The sequence below is a fragment of the Geobacillus sp. WSUCF-018B genome (assembly GCF_002809985.1).
Classification (GTDB): domain Bacteria; phylum Bacillota; class Bacilli; order Bacillales; family Anoxybacillaceae; genus Geobacillus; species Geobacillus thermophilus.
Genome location: NZ_PIJF01000001.1, coordinates 170926 through 187954, shown reverse-complemented (window position 1 = coordinate 187954; position 17029 = coordinate 170926). Strand labels below are relative to the sequence as shown.

The 17029-nt window shown below is 54.3% G+C and carries 20 protein-coding genes and 1 pseudogene; 4 read left to right on the top strand and 17 right to left on the bottom strand.

Annotation, left to right across the window (positions count from 1 at the left end; all coding sequences use genetic code 11):
• Nucleotides 1-123: 123 nt before the first annotated feature.
• Complete coding sequence (locus CV944_RS00965; RefSeq protein WP_011230844.1) at nucleotides 124-384, bottom strand: hypothetical protein; 261 nt, start codon at nucleotides 382-384, stop codon at nucleotides 124-126.
• A 125-nt stretch (nucleotides 385-509) separates the two neighbouring features.
• Between CV944_RS00965 and CV944_RS00960 the strand changes: the two genes are divergently transcribed.
• Entirely contained in the window at nucleotides 510-656 is a 147-nt protein-coding gene (locus CV944_RS00960) for a small acid-soluble spore protein P (RefSeq protein ID WP_011230843.1), read from the top strand.
• Between the two features lie 210 nt (nucleotides 657-866).
• On the opposite strand, the pseudogene CV944_RS00955 reads toward CV944_RS00960, so the two are convergent.
• Nucleotides 867-1001 (bottom strand): annotated as a pseudogene (locus CV944_RS00955) (PTS lactose/cellobiose transporter subunit IIA); the annotation flags it as partial.
• A 42-nt stretch (nucleotides 1002-1043) separates the two neighbouring features.
• On the bottom strand, nucleotides 1044-1718 hold the full coding sequence (locus CV944_RS00950) for a cell wall hydrolase (protein ID WP_173426829.1): 675 nt from the start codon (nucleotides 1716-1718) through the stop codon (nucleotides 1044-1046).
• A 286-nt stretch (nucleotides 1719-2004) separates the two neighbouring features.
• On the opposite strand from CV944_RS00950, the gene CV944_RS00945 reads away from it, so the two are divergent.
• Nucleotides 2005-2439 (top strand): DUF2621 domain-containing protein, encoded by a 435-nt coding sequence (locus CV944_RS00945; protein WP_100658940.1) that lies wholly within the window; start codon nucleotides 2005-2007, stop codon nucleotides 2437-2439.
• 194 nt (nucleotides 2440-2633) lie between these two features.
• Here the strand turns inward: CV944_RS00945 and CV944_RS00940 are convergent, their stop codons facing one another.
• The 3 genes from CV944_RS00940 to CV944_RS00930 form a co-directional block, all read right to left on the bottom strand.
• Nucleotides 2634-3113: a CcdC family protein gene (locus CV944_RS00940; RefSeq protein ID WP_369806423.1), complete on the bottom strand. Its 480-nt coding sequence runs from the start codon at nucleotides 3111-3113 to the stop codon at nucleotides 2634-2636.
• A gap of 200 nt (nucleotides 3114-3313) precedes the next feature.
• Nucleotides 3314-3670, bottom strand: coding sequence for a response regulator (locus CV944_RS00935; RefSeq protein ID WP_100658935.1), 357 nt, complete (start codon nucleotides 3668-3670; stop codon nucleotides 3314-3316).
• Between the two features lie 68 nt (nucleotides 3671-3738).
• Nucleotides 3739-4446: a cytochrome c biogenesis CcdA family protein gene (locus CV944_RS00930; protein ID WP_100658934.1), complete on the bottom strand. Its 708-nt coding sequence runs from the start codon at nucleotides 4444-4446 to the stop codon at nucleotides 3739-3741.
• Between the two features lie 168 nt (nucleotides 4447-4614).
• On the opposite strand from CV944_RS00930, the gene CV944_RS00925 reads away from it, so the two are divergent.
• A complete protein-coding gene (locus CV944_RS00925; RefSeq protein ID WP_011230836.1) occupies nucleotides 4615-4794 on the top strand; it encodes an aspartyl-phosphate phosphatase Spo0E family protein in 180 nt (59 codons plus the stop codon).
• A 57-nt stretch (nucleotides 4795-4851) separates the two neighbouring features.
• Here the strand turns inward: CV944_RS00925 and CV944_RS00920 are convergent, their stop codons facing one another.
• From CV944_RS00920 to yneA, 8 genes are all read right to left on the bottom strand, one after another.
• A complete protein-coding gene (locus CV944_RS00920; protein WP_011230835.1) occupies nucleotides 4852-6630 on the bottom strand; it encodes an ABC transporter ATP-binding protein in 1779 nt (592 codons plus the stop codon).
• Between the two features lie 89 nt (nucleotides 6631-6719).
• Nucleotides 6720-8459, bottom strand: a complete 1740-nt coding sequence (locus CV944_RS00915; protein WP_100658933.1) for an ABC transporter transmembrane domain-containing protein — start codon at nucleotides 8457-8459, stop codon at nucleotides 6720-6722.
• Between the two features lie 124 nt (nucleotides 8460-8583).
• Nucleotides 8584-8796, bottom strand: coding sequence for a YneF family protein (locus CV944_RS00910; RefSeq protein ID WP_063330732.1), 213 nt, complete (start codon nucleotides 8794-8796; stop codon nucleotides 8584-8586).
• Nucleotides 8797-8884: 88 nt separating this feature from the next.
• Nucleotides 8885-9322 (bottom strand): sporulation inhibitor of replication protein SirA, encoded by a 438-nt coding sequence (gene sirA, locus CV944_RS00905; RefSeq protein WP_100658932.1) that lies wholly within the window; start codon nucleotides 9320-9322, stop codon nucleotides 8885-8887.
• Between the two features lie 252 nt (nucleotides 9323-9574).
• Nucleotides 9575-11581, bottom strand: a complete 2007-nt coding sequence (tkt, locus tag CV944_RS00900) for a transketolase (protein WP_100658931.1) — start codon at nucleotides 11579-11581, stop codon at nucleotides 9575-9577.
• 97 nt (nucleotides 11582-11678) lie between these two features.
• Nucleotides 11679-11909, bottom strand: coding sequence for a DUF896 domain-containing protein (locus CV944_RS00895; protein ID WP_100658930.1), 231 nt, complete (start codon nucleotides 11907-11909; stop codon nucleotides 11679-11681).
• A gap of 131 nt (nucleotides 11910-12040) precedes the next feature.
• Nucleotides 12041-12694: a YneB family resolvase-like protein gene (locus CV944_RS00890; protein ID WP_033010334.1), complete on the bottom strand. Its 654-nt coding sequence runs from the start codon at nucleotides 12692-12694 to the stop codon at nucleotides 12041-12043.
• An 18-nt stretch (nucleotides 12695-12712) separates the two neighbouring features.
• Nucleotides 12713-13018, bottom strand: coding sequence for a cell division suppressor protein YneA (gene yneA / locus CV944_RS00885; RefSeq protein WP_047818180.1), 306 nt, complete (start codon nucleotides 13016-13018; stop codon nucleotides 12713-12715).
• Between the two features lie 157 nt (nucleotides 13019-13175).
• On the opposite strand from yneA, the gene lexA reads away from it, so the two are divergent.
• Nucleotides 13176-13799 carry a transcriptional repressor LexA gene (gene lexA, locus CV944_RS00880; protein ID WP_100658929.1) on the top strand — a complete coding sequence of 208 codons (624 nt, stop codon included), beginning with the start codon at nucleotides 13176-13178 and terminating at the stop codon, nucleotides 13797-13799.
• 98 nt (nucleotides 13800-13897) lie between these two features.
• Here the strand turns inward: lexA and glnA are convergent, their stop codons facing one another.
• The 3 genes from glnA to CV944_RS00865 form a co-directional block, all read right to left on the bottom strand.
• Nucleotides 13898-15232: a type I glutamate--ammonia ligase gene (glnA, locus tag CV944_RS00875; protein WP_033010129.1), complete on the bottom strand. Its 1335-nt coding sequence runs from the start codon at nucleotides 15230-15232 to the stop codon at nucleotides 13898-13900.
• Nucleotides 15233-15274: 42 nt separating this feature from the next.
• Complete coding sequence (locus CV944_RS00870; protein WP_044744148.1) at nucleotides 15275-15676, bottom strand: MerR family transcriptional regulator; 402 nt, start codon at nucleotides 15674-15676, stop codon at nucleotides 15275-15277.
• Nucleotides 15677-15752: 76 nt separating this feature from the next.
• The gene (locus CV944_RS00865) at nucleotides 15753-17024 is read right to left on the bottom strand and encodes a methionine gamma-lyase family protein (RefSeq protein ID WP_047818179.1); all 1272 of its coding nucleotides are present in this window, start codon (nucleotides 17022-17024) and stop codon (nucleotides 15753-15755) included.
• Nucleotides 17025-17029: the final 5 nt, after the last annotated feature.

Genomic DNA, 17029 nt, shown 5'->3' with positions numbered 1-17029 from the left:
ATCATACACAAAAGAAAGGGGGGAACGCGCATTCCTCTCCCACTTACTCCCTTTGGTCGTTGAAGTGGGAGTCTCCTGCGCGAAATAGGATGAAAAAAGGGAATGTCCGCCGCCGGCATTCCCTTACTCGTTTTCATTGACTTCGTCAACGATCGCCTGCAAATCGCTGCGGAATTTTTCGAGCTGCACGCGCTGCGTTTCCGAGGCAACTTCGAGCGCGTTTTCAATTTGGGCGAACGCCTCGTTTACTTCTTGCCGAAGATGGGCCAGCTGGTGGCCGTAGTCGGCTTGATCACGCACCAAGTGATCGTGCCATTCTTTCGCTTCCATCGTCGCCTTTTGCGCTGCTTGAAACGCCTCTTGCTTCGTTTTATGGTAAACCATGGCTCGTCCCTCCTTCGCAGTCATTGCGGTCGTTCACTACTTATCGTTTCAAACCGGGCGCAAATTATGCGCCGAATAAGCAAAAGCACAACGCCGCATGCTAACGGACAAAGGAGGGACAACAAATGACGAACAAAAACGACGGCAAAGATATGCGCAAAAACGCCCCAAAAGGCGACAATCCTGGGCAGCCGGAGCCGCTTGACGGTTCGAAAAAAGTGAAGAACCGCAATCACACGCGACAAAAGCACAACACAAGCCACGATATGTGACGCAAACAAGCGGAGTTTTCCTTCTCCGTTCAGCCGAGACCGGCGGCAGCCGGGAGGGCTGAACGGCTGGCGCCCTTATGTTCACATAATAAAATTATTGTAAAATCAACAAAGCGGGCGGTCGCTAGAACAGCCCGTTGCCGCCCGCCTTGGGTTCATTCCCGTTGAAGCGAATCATCCTCACCCGGTCAACAAGCCGGCCGACGACAATTATGATTCGGTTGTTTGCCGCTTGAGCGCTTCATACAGCTCCACGAATTCAGCGGCTAAATCCTTGACCGTGATCGCCGTCATTAAATGATCTTGGGCATGCACCATCAGAAGCGTCACCACCGGCTGCCCGCCGCTATGCACAAAACAAAAGAACGAGGCCTTATTCGACCCCGTTCATCTCGCGAAGACATGGTGCCCGATGCGAATCGTCACCGGACGCGACAACATCCATTTGTCTTTGGTGATTTTCGGATTGTAGAAATAAAGCGAGCCGCGGCGATCGTTTGGGAATAAGGCTAGCGCCTTGTCGACCGCCTCGTAATCTTGCTTGGTCGGCTGAATGCGGGTCAATTTCCCCGTTTTGGCTGGCACAAACGCATAGCCGGATTTCGTTTTTTGATAAATGACGCCGCGCACCGTCTTTGGAAACTCCGGATGCTTTGTGCGGTTTAAAATCACAAGCGCCACTTCCACCTTGCCGGCAAACGGCTCGCTCGAACCGGTCTCCGCCTGCACAAGCTGGGCGAGCAGCTTCCGGTCGGCGGCGCTTAATGAGATCGATTTCTTCTTTGCCGGCGCCGAAGCCGATCGCTTCGCCGCAGCCGGCACTTTTATCTTTTCGCCGGCATAAATCACATCGCTTTTTAACCCGTTTAACAACTTTAACGAAGCAACCGTAGTATGATATTGTTTGGCGATCTTCGACAACGTATCCCCTTTTTTCACTTGATAGTATGTATACGAGCCAGCCGCTTCCGCCGACAGCCCATGAGAGCTTAACGCCATACAGCAAATGATCGTGAGCGCTGCAATCGTCTTTTTCACTTTCACTCTGCGCATCCCCCTCATCGTTGCCTTTTGGCTTTTTTTCTTTGTTTACTAGATTAGCAGGCAAAGAAGGGAACGTCACTGTATATCTTTTCCATACAAAGCGGCCGGCGGCTTTCAATCCATTGGCGCTGTAAGGTGGGACAAGCTTTTTTACAGTTGCATTACAGTTGCATTACGCTTCGTAACAAGCCGCTGTTTGAAACTTGCCAAACAGCAAGCTTTTCGACATAATAGTATTCGACATAATAGTAGACGAATCTTGCCTATGGCAAAAACAGTTGATCATCATGTTGGGGTGGGGATCGTGCTGACCGGGTGGTTTCTTTGGTTTATTTTGCTTTGGGTCGTCTTTTTGCTTGTCATGATGTCGATCGGCGGCTTTTTCATGTTCCGCAAGTTTTTGAAGCGGCTGCCAAAAGAAGATGGAAAATCGGAGCTCGACTGGCAGGAATATTACATTGAACAAACCCGCCATTTATGGGGGGAAGAAGAAAAGGCGCTGCTTGAGGAATTGGTTCGCCCTGTGCCGGAATTGTTCCGCGACGTCGCGCGGCAAAAGATCGCCGGCAAAATCGGCGAGCTTGCCTTGAAGGAGCAGGCGCCGCGCATCACGCGCGACTTGTTGATCCGCGGCTATATCATGGCAACACCGAAGCGTGACCATAAATTTTTGATCCGGACATTGCAGGCGAAAGACATCGATCTCGCCCCTTATCAACATTTACTGGAAAGCCGCTGACGTTCCGCCTTTCATCCTAAGGCTGGCCGGCGGCTTTCTCGTCTGTTTCAGCATGAAAAAAGCGGCCCAAACAAGCAGCTTTTTCGGCCGGGACAGACGACTTCATCTCCTCCGTCTGCGAAACATTCCAAGGAAGCGAAGTGAAGCGGCTTCGAGCAACAAAAAAGGAAGCTGTCCATCAGCGGGACAGCTCTTTATGTCAGCACCGGCGGTTTCAGCTGCGCCGCCAGCTTTCTATACGAAACGTACATCGCAATCCGCCATGGGACGATCATCGAAAACGCGAGCAAATAAAACATGCCGCTTAACTGGCGGTAGTCGATCGTTCGTCCTAAATACGTTTTCAAACCAAGACGTATGACAATCAACCCGAGCAAAATCCAAATAAAGGATTTTGAGCGTTTCAAATAAATATCATTGCCCCGAATTTCAAATTTCGACGTTTTAATGAGAAACAGCGAGAAAAACAGGCCAAGAATGACCGCCTCGATCAGTTCCCCGCGCGTAACGCGAAAAACCGGATCGATGAACATCAGCGCCCCGGTGCTCATAAACAGCGGCGGCAAAATAATTTTTTTGGCATTCGTCGGCTTTTCCGACGCCTTCATGCGCACAAAAAAGATGAGAAACGCCATCACAACGGCGATGAGCGATGTAATGAACGCCAAAGCCATCACCTTCTTCCGTCAAAATTCACGGACAACGCTATTATAGCAAAAACCGCTCCGCTTGCCTACCGTCCTCTCGAGCCGCCCCCGCCTTCGTCAAACATCGCACTCGCCTCATCCCCTCTCGCCGGCTAAAAGAAACGCAGCCAGCTGTCTTCCGGCGGTCATAAGCGGCGCCTTCCTTGGCGTACGGAGCCGAAGCTCGCTTACAAAAGACGGGCAATCGCCTCGAGCACGCGGGTTTCTTCAAACGGCTTGACGATGAAATCGGCCGCTCCGGCTTCAATGGCCTCAACGACCATACGCTGCTGCCCGAGCGCCGAGCAGATGATGATTTTCGCCCCCGGATCGATCTCCTTAATCGCCCGCACCGCTTCAATCCCATTCATGACCGGCATCGTAATGTCCATGATGACAAGATCGGGGCGCAGCCGGCGATACAGCTCCACCGCCTCTTTGCCGTTTTCCGCCTCACCGGCTACAGTGTGATCCGCTTTTTCTAGTATGCGGGCCAGCGTTACCCGCATAAACTTCGCATCATCAGCAATTAAAATGGCAGCCATCTTTCCATCGCCCTCTCCTCAACGATATTCCTCCAACAACAGCCGCACAAAGGGCGGCTCCATTGCCGCTAAAAGCCGGTAAATCCGCCAAACAGGCTTGTTGTGTAAGCAATCAGCTTTGTCATCCAGTCAAAGTACAAAACGACGCCCATCGCCACCATGACATAGCCGCCCACCTTCATGATGGACGCGCTATGGCGGCGAATCCATTGCAACTTGCCGATAAAAAACGACAAAATGAAAAACGGAACGGCAAATCCGAGCGTATAAGCAAGCATATACACCATTCCTGAGCCCGGGTTGGTTGCGGCTAGAGCGACAACCGCCACCAAAATCGGCCCCATGCACGGCGTCCAACCGGCAGCAAACGCCATGCCAATCAGCACAGAGCCGACATATCCCGATGGCCGTTCACGAAACGAAATGCGCCGGTCTTTCAGCAAAAACGCCGGCTTCCACAACCCGGCGACGACGAGGCCGAGAGCAACGATCACGACCGCGCCGATTTGCCGGATCGCATCTTGATAATCAACAAACAGCCTTCCAAGCAGCGAGGTGCCAAAGCCAAGCGAGATAAAAATGAGCGAGAAGCCGAGCAAAAAGCAAAGCGTATGCCATAAGCTGCGGCGGTTCAGCATTGCGTTTTCCTCTTTCAGCTCGCTGACCGACACGCCGGTGATATACGATAAAAACGCCGGATAAAGCGGCAAGCAGCACGGAGAAATAAACGACAAAAACCCGGCGCCGAACGCTAAAAATAGATTGAGATCATTCATTGGTGAACCAGCCCCTGCTTTTTTACTTTTTATTTTAGCAGAATTCCTTCTTCCCGTAACGTGTTTCTCATTGTTCCTGGTCAATTTTTCTATTTTCCATTTTTGCGTTCACTGATAAAATAGTATAAAGCACCATACACAATACTTCAAGCAAAGGACGGTCGATTCGTGCCGAAATGCAAATTGTTGACCTTGATTGAACAAAAGCGGATGGAGCTTGTCGACACGGTGGCCAAAACGGGGTTAAACTCGGCGGCGGCCATGAAAATCAGCAAAGAACTTGACACGTTGCTCAATGCCTATCAACGCGAACAAACCAAGCGGCGAAAGCAAAGCGCCTCCCGCTAGGCGGGACATGGCGCTTTCTTCTTTTTGTTCCAAGCAGGGGCGGCAAAACGCCGCCATTTACGCATGGACGTCGACGAGGCCGTTTTGCAGCAAGTACATTTGGTAGTAAAGCCCTTTTTGCGCCAGCAGTTGCTGATGCGTACCGCGCTCGATGATTTCGCCGCGGTGGAGGACGAAAATTTGATCAGCGTCTTGAATCGTTGATAGACGGTGGGCGATGGCGATCGTCGTCCGCCCTTTTCGCATGCGCATGAGCGCATCTTGAATCGCTTCCTCTGTTTCGGTGTCAATATGGGCGGTCGCCTCATCGAGCACCAAAATTTTCGGATCAGCAGCGATCGTGCGAGCAAAGGAAAGAAGCTGGCGCTGACCGCTTGATAACGTCGCCCCGCGCTCGGCGAGCACATGGTCGTAGCCGCCGGGCAATTGCTCAATAAACGCATCGGCCTGCACGAGCCGAGCGGCCTCCTTAATGGCTTCGTCGTCCAGTTCCTGATTATACATGCGAATGTTCTCTTTGACCGTCCCGTAAAACAAAAACGGATCTTGCAAGACAAGGCCGAGGCGGCGGCGCAGCTCGGCGCGCGAGTAATCGCGGATCGACCGGCCGTCAAGCAAAATATCGCCGCGGTCAAACTCATAAAAGCGCATGAGCAAGTTGATGATCGAACTTTTGCCGCTGCCGGTATGGCCGACAAACGCGACCGTCTGACCTGGACGGATGACAAACGACAGCCGTTTCAGCACATCCCGTTTGCCGTCGTAGGAAAAGCTGACATCCCGAAATTCGATTTCCCCGCGCTCGATCACATGCGGCGACCGATTTGGATTGGCCGGCGCCTCTTCTTGATGATCAAGAAGGGCAAACACGCGAGAGGCGGAAACGATCGCCTGCTGGTAAAGAGACAGGCGCATCATCATTTGCGTCACCGGTTCGAAAAAGCGCTCCAAATAGTTGACAAACGCATACAGCACTCCGATCTCAACTGGGCCATCAAGCGCCGTGATGCCAAAAAAGCTGAGCACGACCATGATCGACAACATATACACCACATCGATCGCCGGTCGAAGCAGCAGTCCATCAAGGTGGATGTTTTTCATCCCCGCCTTGTAATGCGCTTCATTGACGGCGGCAAACTCTTGATATAAACGGCGCTGCTGGCGGAACGCTTGAATGACGGCCATTCCTTGCAGCGATTCGTTCAATTTGGCGTTCAGTTCGCTCAGCCGTTCGCGCATCTCTTGATAAAACACTGAGCTGTAGCGGCGGTATGTGTGCATGATGAACGCGATCGCCGGGAGGATGAACAGGCAAAACAACGCAAGCTTAGCATCAAGCGAAAACATAGCGACAAACACGCCGATGACAAACAAGCCGTTTTGCACAAAGGCCGCTAGGACGCTGATGAACATGTCCTTGATCGCTTCTGTATCGTTCGTCACCCGCGAAACGATGCTTCCGCCCGGCGTCCGGTCAAAATAGCTCATCCCGAGCCGGTGCACTTTCGCAAACACATCCATCCGCAGCGCTTGAATGACGTACAAAGCGAGCCGCTGAAACTCGACAAGCTGGAAGTAGGAAATGATCGTTTTCAAGACGAGCACGCCGAGATAGGCGGCGGCCAGCGCCGCCACCGGTCCAAAAGCGAGGCGGCCCGGCACCAAATAGTCATCAATGAACACTTTCACCAAATACGGGCCGGAAAGCTCCCCGGCCGTTGCCAACAGAAGAAGCGCAAACGCAAGCGCAGTTTCTTTTTTGTATCTTCCCATATAAGCGAGCAGCCGCCATAAAACGCGCCGCTGCTCTTTTGTTGTCAACCATCGGTCGTTCATCCACTTCCCCCTATTCCACAAACAACTTGTATTTTCAAGCTTTTCGCTCCGCTCGTTTTTGGCGGGAGCTCGAACGTTCAGGTCTGTTGTTACTCCGCAAGCGCCTCAAGCTGTTGGCGCCGGTGCATGTCACGATACCAGCCGTCTTCTGTCATCAGCTGCTCGTGCGTTCCGGCCTGCACAATTCGTCCCCCGTCAAGGACGAGAATCCAATCGGCATGCTCAACCGCGCTTAAACGATGAGCGGCGATGATCGTCGTTTTTCCGCGCCGCTCCTGTTTGAGCGCCGCTAAAATCCGCGCCTCGGTCTTCGCATCCACAGCCGACAACGCGTCATCAAAAATGAGCACTTCTGGGTCAATGAGAAGCGCCCGGGCGATGGACAGCCGCTGTTTTTGCCCGCCGGATAGGGAAACTCCGCGCTCGCCGATGACTGTCTCATACCCGTCGGGAAACTGCAAAATGTCATCATGAATGTCGGCCAGCCGCGCCGCCCGTACGACCTCGTCCTCTCCGGCTTCCGGCTTGGCAAAGGCGATGTTGTCGCGGATGGAGGCAGAAAACAAGAAATGGTCTTGCGGCACGTAGCCGATCGCCGAACGGAGCGCGAAAAGCGTATAATCGCGGATGTCGCGGCCGCCGAAGCGAATCTCGCCGTCATAGCCGTCAAACTCGCGCAGCAGCAGGCGAAGCAACGTCGTTTTTCCCGCCCCCGTTTTGCCGACGACGCCAAGCGTCGCCCCACGCTTGAGCTGAAAACGAATGCCCCGAAGCGCCGGCTTCGCCTCCCCCGGATAGGCAAATTGACGAACATCATACTCAATGTCGCCTTGCGGAGCGATGTGAAGGGCATCCGGACGTTCGTTGATTTCATCTTGTTCAGCCAACAGCGCCCGCACCCGGTCGTACGAAGCACGCCCTCGCTCAACAATGTTAAACAGCCAGCCGAACGCCAACATCGGCCAAATAAGCAGGCCAAGGTAGGTCGTAAACGACACAAGCTCGCCGATCGTCAATTCGCCCGCCAAAACCATTTGGCTGCCAAACGCCACAGCGAGAAAAAATGACAGCCCAACAAGCAGCCCGATCGTCGGATCAAACAAGGCGTCAATTTTGGCGACGGCAACGTTTTTCGCCACGACGTCTTCCGATTGACGGCGAAACGCCTCGACATCGTGTTCCTCATAGCCGAACGCCTTGATGACGCGGATGCCGTTGACGCTTTCCTGCACCTTGTCGTTCAGCGACGAAAACGCCGCTTGCGCCGTTAAAAACCGTTCATGCAGCATCGCCCCATACCGGCTTGTCGCCCATGCCATCACCGGCAGCGGCAGCAGGCTGATCAACGTCAGCTTCCAGCTGATCGATATCGCCATCGTCGCCAGGACAAACCCGCCGAGCGTCACCGAGTCGACGAGCGTTAAGATGCCGCTTCCCGCCGTTTGTTGAATCGCCTGCAAATCATTGGTCGCATGGGCCATTAAATCGCCGATCCGCTTCCGCTGGTAAAACGACGGCGACATGTTCGTAAAATGCTGATACAGCTCGTTGCGCAGCTGGCGGGCAAGCTTGACCGCCGAACCGAAAATGAAAATGCGCCAAGCGTAGCGGAGCCCGTAAAGCGCCGCCGCAACGGCGGCGAGGACGGCGATCCAGCGGATGAGCACTTCTTTTGTCATCGTGCCGTTTTTCATATGATCGACCAACAAGCCGATCACTTTCGGCGGGACTGTCTCCAAAAACGCCACGATGACAAGCACGAAAATGCCGGTGATATACGCCTTCTTTTCTTGACGGAAAAACCAAAACAAATCGCGAAACACGCGCATAAGGCCCGCCCTCCTTTCATTTGGCTGACGAACAATCGCCATATTATTGTAACAAAACTAGAAAAATTTTGAAAGAACATTTTGGCAAAATAAAAAGACACTCTCGATCGAGTGTCTGTTTTGCTTATTTCAGTTGATTGTTCATCATTTTCATCATTTGATTGATTTTCTTTTGCGACGGGGTCATGCCCATTTGCATCATCATCATGCGAATCATTTGTTCATTGATCGGCGGGTTTTTCTTTAAATAATTGATCATCGTTTTGCGGGCGATGAAAAACCCGATCGCCATACCGGCGATGAGCGCCAGCACACCAACGAGAATCGTACCCCACATACAGCGCTTTTCCTCCTTCTTGTTGTCTCCCTAACAGTGTACTAAACGATGCGTCATTAGACAATATTTCGCGACAAAAATCTTTTCATTACGCAAATTTTCTTCCTTGCGCCGGCGCAGACAACCAATAGTAGTCGGCAAAATCAGCGTCGACCGCCAAAAACGTCGGCGAAAGCCGAGCGAGCGCCCGCCCGATGTCCGCGGCAAGCGGCGCGCTGTCAGCGACAAGAAGCAAGCGGCGCTTTTGCACGACAAGCAACGCTTCCTCGCCGGCGTCGTTTTGCAAAACAAACATATTGCGCTCCAAATTTTTGCCGACGCGGCCGGCAAAATATTGCTTTAAGCCAAGTTCCAGGCGCGAAAATGACAGCCGTTCGGTGATAAATTCGACTTGCTTGCGGCAAATCGCCTTCAGCGGCGCTTTCGCGTATTGATGCTCACGAAGCAGTTCGACAATTTTTTCTGCCCGATGGCGGTAATGCGACGCCACATCGTCATTCAACAAATAAATCCAATAGCGGACCATGCCCCATCCCCCATTTCTGTTCATCTATTTTCTATTATAGAAAAGGAAAGGGGAAAAATATGTCTATTAACGGCAAGTTTTTTCACTAACATTGTCGATTTTTGTTTGCGGTGGCCATGCGGCCGCAAACAGGCCAACACGTCACGAGCAAGCCTTTGATTCTCGATTCCCCCCGAAAATACGTGACCAAGGTGCAGCCATCTTTCCCAAAAACAAGCTGCCCCTGCAACAACGCAAGGGCAGCTTTCCCGATTACTTGCCGAGCAATGCTTTCACGCGGCGGACGACGTTGTCAACGGTAAATCCATATTCCGCCATAATTTTCTCTCCTGGAGCAGAAGCGCCGAATCGGTCGATGGCCAAAATGTCGCCCTCGGCGCCGACGTAGCGCTCCCAACCGAGCGACGCGCCCATTTCAATGGCGAGCCGCTTCGTCACGGCCGGCGGAAGCACTTCATCGCGGTACGATTTTGGCTGCGCTTCGAAGCGGTCCCACGATGGCATGCTGACAACAGCGACGTCGATGCCATCGGCGGCGAGCGCTTCCTGCGCTTTCACCGCCAAGCTCACCTCCGAACCGGTCGCCAACAGCAGCGCCTCCGGAGCGCCGTTTTTCGCCGGTGAAACGACGTACGCGCCTTTTTTCACGCCTTCATACGCCAACTGAGCGGTTGTCGGCAATGTCGGCACATCTTGACGCGTCAAGACGAGTGCGGTCGGCTTGTCCGTCGACTCGAGCGCCAGCCGCCAGGCGGCCGCCGTTTCGTTCGCGTCAGCCGGCCGGATGACTGACAAGTTCGGCATCGCCCGAAGCGAAGCGAGATGTTCGATCGGCTCGTGCGTCGGGCCGTCTTCCCCGACGGCGATGCTGTCGTGCGTCAAGACGTAGATGACCGGCAAGCCCATGAGCGCCGCCAGCCGAATCGCCGGACGCAAATAGTCAGAGAACACGAAGAACGTGCCGCCGAACACTTTCACTCCGCCATGAAGCGCCATGCCGTTTAACGCCGCGCCCATGGCAAACTCGCGCACGCCAAACCAAATGTTGCGCCCTTCATAGCTGTCCGGCAAGAAGTTGCCGCCGCCTTTGATAAGCGTTTTGTTCGAGCTTGCTAGGTCAGCCGAACCGCCGAACAGCTGCGGCACCGCTTTGGCAATGGCGTTGATCACTTCCCCGGATGACGAGCGGGTCGCCAAGCTTTTGCCCGCTTCATACACCGGCAGCGCCGCCTCCCAGCCATCCGGAAGCTTGCCTTCGATCGCCTGCTTCAGCTGGGCGGCCAATTCCGGATGCGCCCGCTCGTAAGCAGCGAAGCGCTCATTCCACTCCGCTTCTTTTTTCGCACCGGCCTCTTGCACCGTTTCCCGGAAATGAGCGTACACTTCATCCGGCACGTAGAAATCTTCGGAAAACGTCCAGCGGTACGCTTCCTTCGTCAGCTTCGCCTCTTGGGCGCCGAGCGGAGCGCCGTGGACGCCGGACGTGCCCGCTTTATTTGGCGCGCCATAGCCGATCGTCGTTTTCACTTCGATGAGCGTCGGCCGGTCAAGGTCCGCCCGCGCCTCCTCGAGCGCTTTGGCGATTTCTTCGATGTTGTTGCCATCGTCGACGCGCAAATATTGCCAGCCGTACGCTTGGAAACGTTGGGCGACGTTTTCCGAGAACGACAGGTTGAGCTCCCCGTCAAGGGAAATGTCGTTCGAATCATACAGAACGATCAAGCGGCCGAGCTTCAAGTGGCCGGCGAGTGACGCCGCTTCGCTCGCCACTCCTTCCATCAAATCGCCGTCGCCGCAAATGGCGTACGTATAATGATTGATGATCTCAAACCCGTCGCGGTTGTATGTAGCAGCCAAATGCCGTTCCGCCATCGCCATGCCGACCGCCATCGCGATCCCTTGGCCGAGCGGGCCGGTCGTTGCCTCCACCCCTGGCGTATGGCCGTATTCCGGATGCCCCGGCGTTTTGCTTCCCCATTGGCGGAACTGTTTCAAGTCGTCCATCGTGACATCGTAGCCGCTTAGATGAAGCAGGCTGTAAAGCAGCATCGACCCGTGCCCAGCGGACAAAACAAACCGGTCGCGGTTAAACCAGTTGGGATTCGCTGGATTATGGTTCATAAATTTCGTCCAGAGCGTATACGCCATCGGGGCCGCGCCCATCGGCATGCCCGGGTGCCCGGATTTCGCTTTTTCGATCGCGTCAATCGACAGCGTTCGAATGGTGGTAATCGCTAATTCTTCGATCGAATGCGCCATTGTTTTCCTCCCTTTCATCAACATGGTGTCATCTACTATCATATAGAAAATCGAACGGCTTGTACAACGTTATTTTCCGGGCCCCTCTTCCGACCGTTTAATGGAGGCGCCGCCGCTGACTTTCCTTCAATTTTTGCGGCGTCACGTCGTGGCCGTTTGGGTCGATGACCGTCACCGTATGAAGCATATCGGTCATCGCCTTGCGGAACGCTTGAATGTATTCCCGGCGCAGCTTCGCCTGTTCCAGCGTCTCCTCGGCCGACAAGCCGCCGGTTTTCGCTTTTTTCGCCAGTTCATTAATGCGGGCTAATTTATGTTTGGCAAGCATGAGTCATCTTCCCCTATCTGCCATGGTATCGTTTTGTTTTATCTTATCCGATGAAACGGGAAGATGGCAACGATGGCGCTCGCCCGCCTTCGTTTGCCGTCCGTCGCTCGACGGACGGACGCATCATATGGTCAATGCCGCTCCTGCTGCCCGTCCATATATTCTTGGTAGCGGCGATGGACGGTCGCTTTGGACGCCTCGTAACCGAAGCTTCGGAGCGTGGCGGCGATCTCCGCAAACGTTAAGCCGTGCCCGCGCAGGCGGACGATTTCTTCAACCGGCAGCTCGACCCGGTCGCGCCCGGCGTTCTCGCCGCGCCGCGTCAAGTTCCGGTCCGGCCGGTAGCCGCGCTCGACAGCCCGCCGCATGCCGCGGCGAATTTTGGCGTTATGTATTTTCCGCTGATACTCTTCGACAATGGCGATGATCGACAGCACCATTTCATCGGCCTCTGACAGCGGCATCTCCCCGCGATGGCTGGCGCTGTAAATTTTCACGCCCCTCTTTTTCAGGCAATGCAGCACCGCCATGCGCGCGTGGCCGCGCCCGAGCCGCGTTTCATCTTGAATGAGCAAAGCATCAACTTGATGTTCTTCGCAAAGCGACAACAGCTCCAACACGCCGTCGCGGTCGGCTTCATAGCCGCTCGCCTGTTCGGCAATCACCTTGACAACTTCAAAGCCACAGTCGGCCGCCAGCTTCTCGAGCTCGGCCCGCTGCCTGGCCAGCGACGTTTCCTGCTCCGCTTTGTCCGTGCTGACGCGGCAGTAAATGACTGCCTTCATGGCCATCCCTTCCTTCTGTCACCGGTTGACGGCCAATGAGCCGCCATGCTTTGATTTTAACACAGGAATGACGATTTGTTCCCCTGCTGTAAGGCGCGGGCCCGACAGATGGTTTACCTCCACCACCCAGCGGATAAACTCGCCCGGCGTCAGTCCATGCTCCTCTTCATACTGCCTCGCCAACCCCCAAAGCGTGTCGCCGGAAGCCACCGTTACGGTCATGTATTCGTTCGGATCGACCGGATCGCCGGCGTAAACGAATGCAGCCAGCATCAGGGCGAGCAAGACGGAAAAAACGACATAGTGCATCAACCCTTTTTTCATATTCTCCACCCCACCTAGAATGTTTGTTCGCTTTTTTCTTTAATTATAATCAGGAACACTTGTTTGTGTCAACAAAAAAACTCGAACTTATGTTTGTTTTTTCATCTGCTCCGTGCTATAATAAAAACAAATGATGTGGCAAGAGGTGTGAAAAAGGATGACAAAACTGTCCAAACGGCAGCAGCAAATTTTAGAGTTTATTAAGCACGAAGTGAAAACGAAAGGCTACCCCCCATCCGTCCGGGAGATTGGGGAAGCGGTCGGTCTGGCGTCGAGCTCCACTGTTCACGGCCACCTTGCGCGCCTGGAGAGCAAAGGATACATTCGCCGCGACCCAACCAAGCCGCGCGCCATTGAAATTTTGGACAGCGATGCGGAAACAGCGGGGAAAAAAGAGGAGATCATTTCCGTGCCGATCATCGGCAAAGTGACAGCCGGCCAGCCGATCACCGCGGTCGAAAACATCGAGGATTATTTTCCGCTGCCGAAGCGGCTCGCCGCCGGGGAGGAGCAGCTGTTTATGCTTGAAGTGATGGGCGACAGCATGATCGAAGCCGGCATTTTAGACGGCGACTACGTCATCGTCCGCCAGCAGTCATCGGCCAACAACGGCGACATCGTCGTCGCCATGACGGAAGAGAATGAGGCGACAGTGAAGCGGTTTTTCAAAGAAAAGGACCATATCCGCCTGCAGCCGGAAAACGCCCACCTTGAGCCGATCATCGTTCGCGACTGCACCATTCTTGGCAAAGTGATCGGCGTGTATCGCCTGATTGACTGACCGGCAGAAGGGGCTGCGCTGTCGCTCTCACGCTGCAGCCCAGCCGGCCATCATAACGACAAAAAAAGCTGTCCCCACTTGGACAGCTTTTTTCATGTTTAATACAGTTCCATATATTGATCCAATTCCCATTGATGAACCGTCGTCCGGTACATATCCCACTCGATTTCTTTCGCCTCGACGAAGTGCTCAAACAAATGTTTGCCGAGCGCTTGAACGATCACCTCGTCCGATTTTAAATTGTCGAGCGCTTCGATGAGCGTGGCCGGCAAATCGACAATGCCTTCTTCAAGCCGCTCTTCTTTCGTCATGACGTAAATGTTTCGGTCAACCGGCGCCGGAGGAGTGAGCTTGTTGCGAATGCCGTCAAGCCCGGCCGCCAACAGCACGGCCATCGCCAAGTACGGGTTCGCCGCCGGATCGACGCTGCGCACTTCAATGCGCGTGCTCATGCCGCGCGAAGCCGGAATGCGGATGAGCGGGCTGCGGTTGCGCGCCGACCAGGCGACATAACATGGCGCCTCGTACCCCGGAACAAGCCGCTTGTACGAGTTGACCGTCGGGTTGGTGACAGCTGTAAAGTTCGGCGCATGCTTCAACACGCCGGCAATAAACTGCCGGGCCGTATCGCTCAACTGCAAATCGCCGTTCGGATCAAAAAAGGCGTTTTCGTTGTTGCGAAACAGCGACAAGTTGCAGTGCATTCCCGAACCGTTAATCCCAAAAATCGGCTTCGGCATAAACGTCGCATGCAGCCCATGTTTGCGGGCGATCGTTTTGACAACGAGTTTAAACGTTTGAATGTCGTCGCACGCTTTGATGGCATGGGCGTATTTAAAATCGATCTCGTGCTGGCCCGGGGCAACTTCATGGTGCGACGCTTCAATTTCAAAGCCCATCTCCTCAAGCTCAAGCACGATATCGCGCCGGCAGTTTTCCCCTAAGTCGGTCGGCGCCAAGTCGAAGTAGCCGCCGCGGTCGTTCAGTTCCATCGTCGGACGGCCATTTTCATCGAGCTTAAAGAGGAAAAACTCCGGTTCCGCTCCCAAGTTGAACGCCGTAAAGCCGAGCGCTTCCATCTCTTTCAACACGCGCTTTAAATTGTAGCGCGGGCAGCCTTCAAACGGCGTGCCGTCCGCATTGTAAATGTCGCAAATAAAGCGGGCGACTTTTCCTTTTTCCGATGTCCACGGGAAGATGACAAACGTGTCCAAATCCGGATACAAATACATGTCCGATTCTTCGATGCGGACAAACCCCTCGATCGAAGACCCGTCAAACATCATTTTATTATTGAGCGCTTTCTCAAGTTGGCTGATCGGGATTTCGACGTTTTTGATCGTCCCCAAAATATCGGTGAATTGCAGGCGAATGTACTTGACGTTTTCTTCTTTGACGATGCGCATAATGTCTTCGCGCGTATATTTTGCCATGATTGAAACTCCTCCCCCGGCTCCGAAATCATTTCTCAATCCTTAGTGAAAGAAGCGAGCGAGATCTCCTTGGCGAAGCGATGCGCGCTGAAACCGTCCGGCCTGCAGCAATTCATTCCGCAAAATTTCGCGCAGTTCTTCGTCCGACAGCTTCGGTTTCCCCACTTTTTCGACCTTTTCCGGCTGCTCATGGCGCCCTTCTTGCCGGGCGGCGAAAATTTGCTTGATGCCGGCGAGGTTTACGCCTTGGTCAATCAAGTCTTTAATCTCGAGCAAACGGTCGATGTCGTTGAGTGAAAACAGCCGCCGGTTGCCCTCGGTGCGCGCCGGCGTGACGAGGCCGTGCTCTTCGTAATAGCGGATTTGGCGGGCGGATAAGTCAGTCAGCTGCATCACGATCCCAATCGGAAACAATGGCATGGAACGACGAATATGACTGCTCATGCCAATTCCTCCTCGCTTTTGATACCTTCATTTTACCATAATGTCAAGAAAACAGTCAATGATGCGTCATATTTTCTCACAAACAAATGAGCTGTTGCTCAAGCAGACGGTGGACGGCTGAACAAATGGCGATTTTGACGTGTGAATACGTCAGCCCGCCTTGCACGTAGGCGACATATGGGGGCCGCAGCGGCCCGTCTGCCGTCAGCTCGATGCTCGCGCCCTGCACGAACGTGCCGGCCGCCATGATGACTTTGTCTTCATAGCCCGGCATCTCGCTTGGGTGCGGGGTAAAATGGGCGTTGACTGGAGAAGCGGCTTGGATGGCTTGACAAAAAGCAACCATTTGTTCTGGATCGTCAAAGCGGACCGATTGCACAAGGTCCGTGCGCTTCTCCTTCCACGACGGCGATGTCGAAAGCCCGATGCGCTCGAGCATCGCCGCCGTAAACACCGCTCCTTTGAGCGCCTGGCCGACAATGTGAGGGGCGAGGAAAAACCCTTGGTACATCTCCGGCAACGCATACAGTGACGGACCGACTTCCGCTCCGATGCCCGGCGAGGTCATCCGGTAAGCGCATGCTTCGACGTATTTTTGCTTTCCGACAATATAGCCGCCCGTTTTCGCCAAGCCCCCGCCCGGGTTTTTAATGAGCGAGCCAGCCATCAAGTCGGCGCCGACATGGCACGGCTCTTTCTCCTCCACAAACTCGCCGTAGCAGTTGTCGACAAACACGACGACGTCGGGTTTAATCGCTTTGACAAAAGCGATCATTTCCGCGATTTCATCCACCGTAAACGACGGACGTGTCGCATAACCGCGCGAGCGCTGAATGCCGATCATTTTCGTCCGCTCGTGGAGCGCGCCGCGAACGGCTTGAAAGTCAACGGAACCGTCCTCCGCCAGCGGCACGCTCCGGTAGCGGATGCCGAACTCTTTCAGCGAGCCGACGCCGCGGCCGCGGATGCCAACGATTTCCTCAAGCGTATCGTACGGAGCGCCGGTGATGTAAAGCAGTTCATCGCCCGGGCGCAAAACGCCGAACAAAGCGATGGCAATCGCGTGCGTGCCGGAGATGATTTGCGGGCGCACAAGCCCCGCTTCCGCCCCGAATACGTCGGCGTAAATGCGGTCAAGCGTATCGCGACCGATATCGTCATAGCCATACCCGGTCGACGGAATGAAATGCCCGTCGCTCACTTGGTGGCGGCGGAAACTGTCGAGCACGCGATATTGGTTCGCATCGACAATCCGGTCGATGCGCCGATGGATCGGCGCAATTTGCCGTTCGACTTCCTCAACGAGTGCAGCGATCATTTCCCCATGTTTCCATTGTGTCCAAAACATCGATG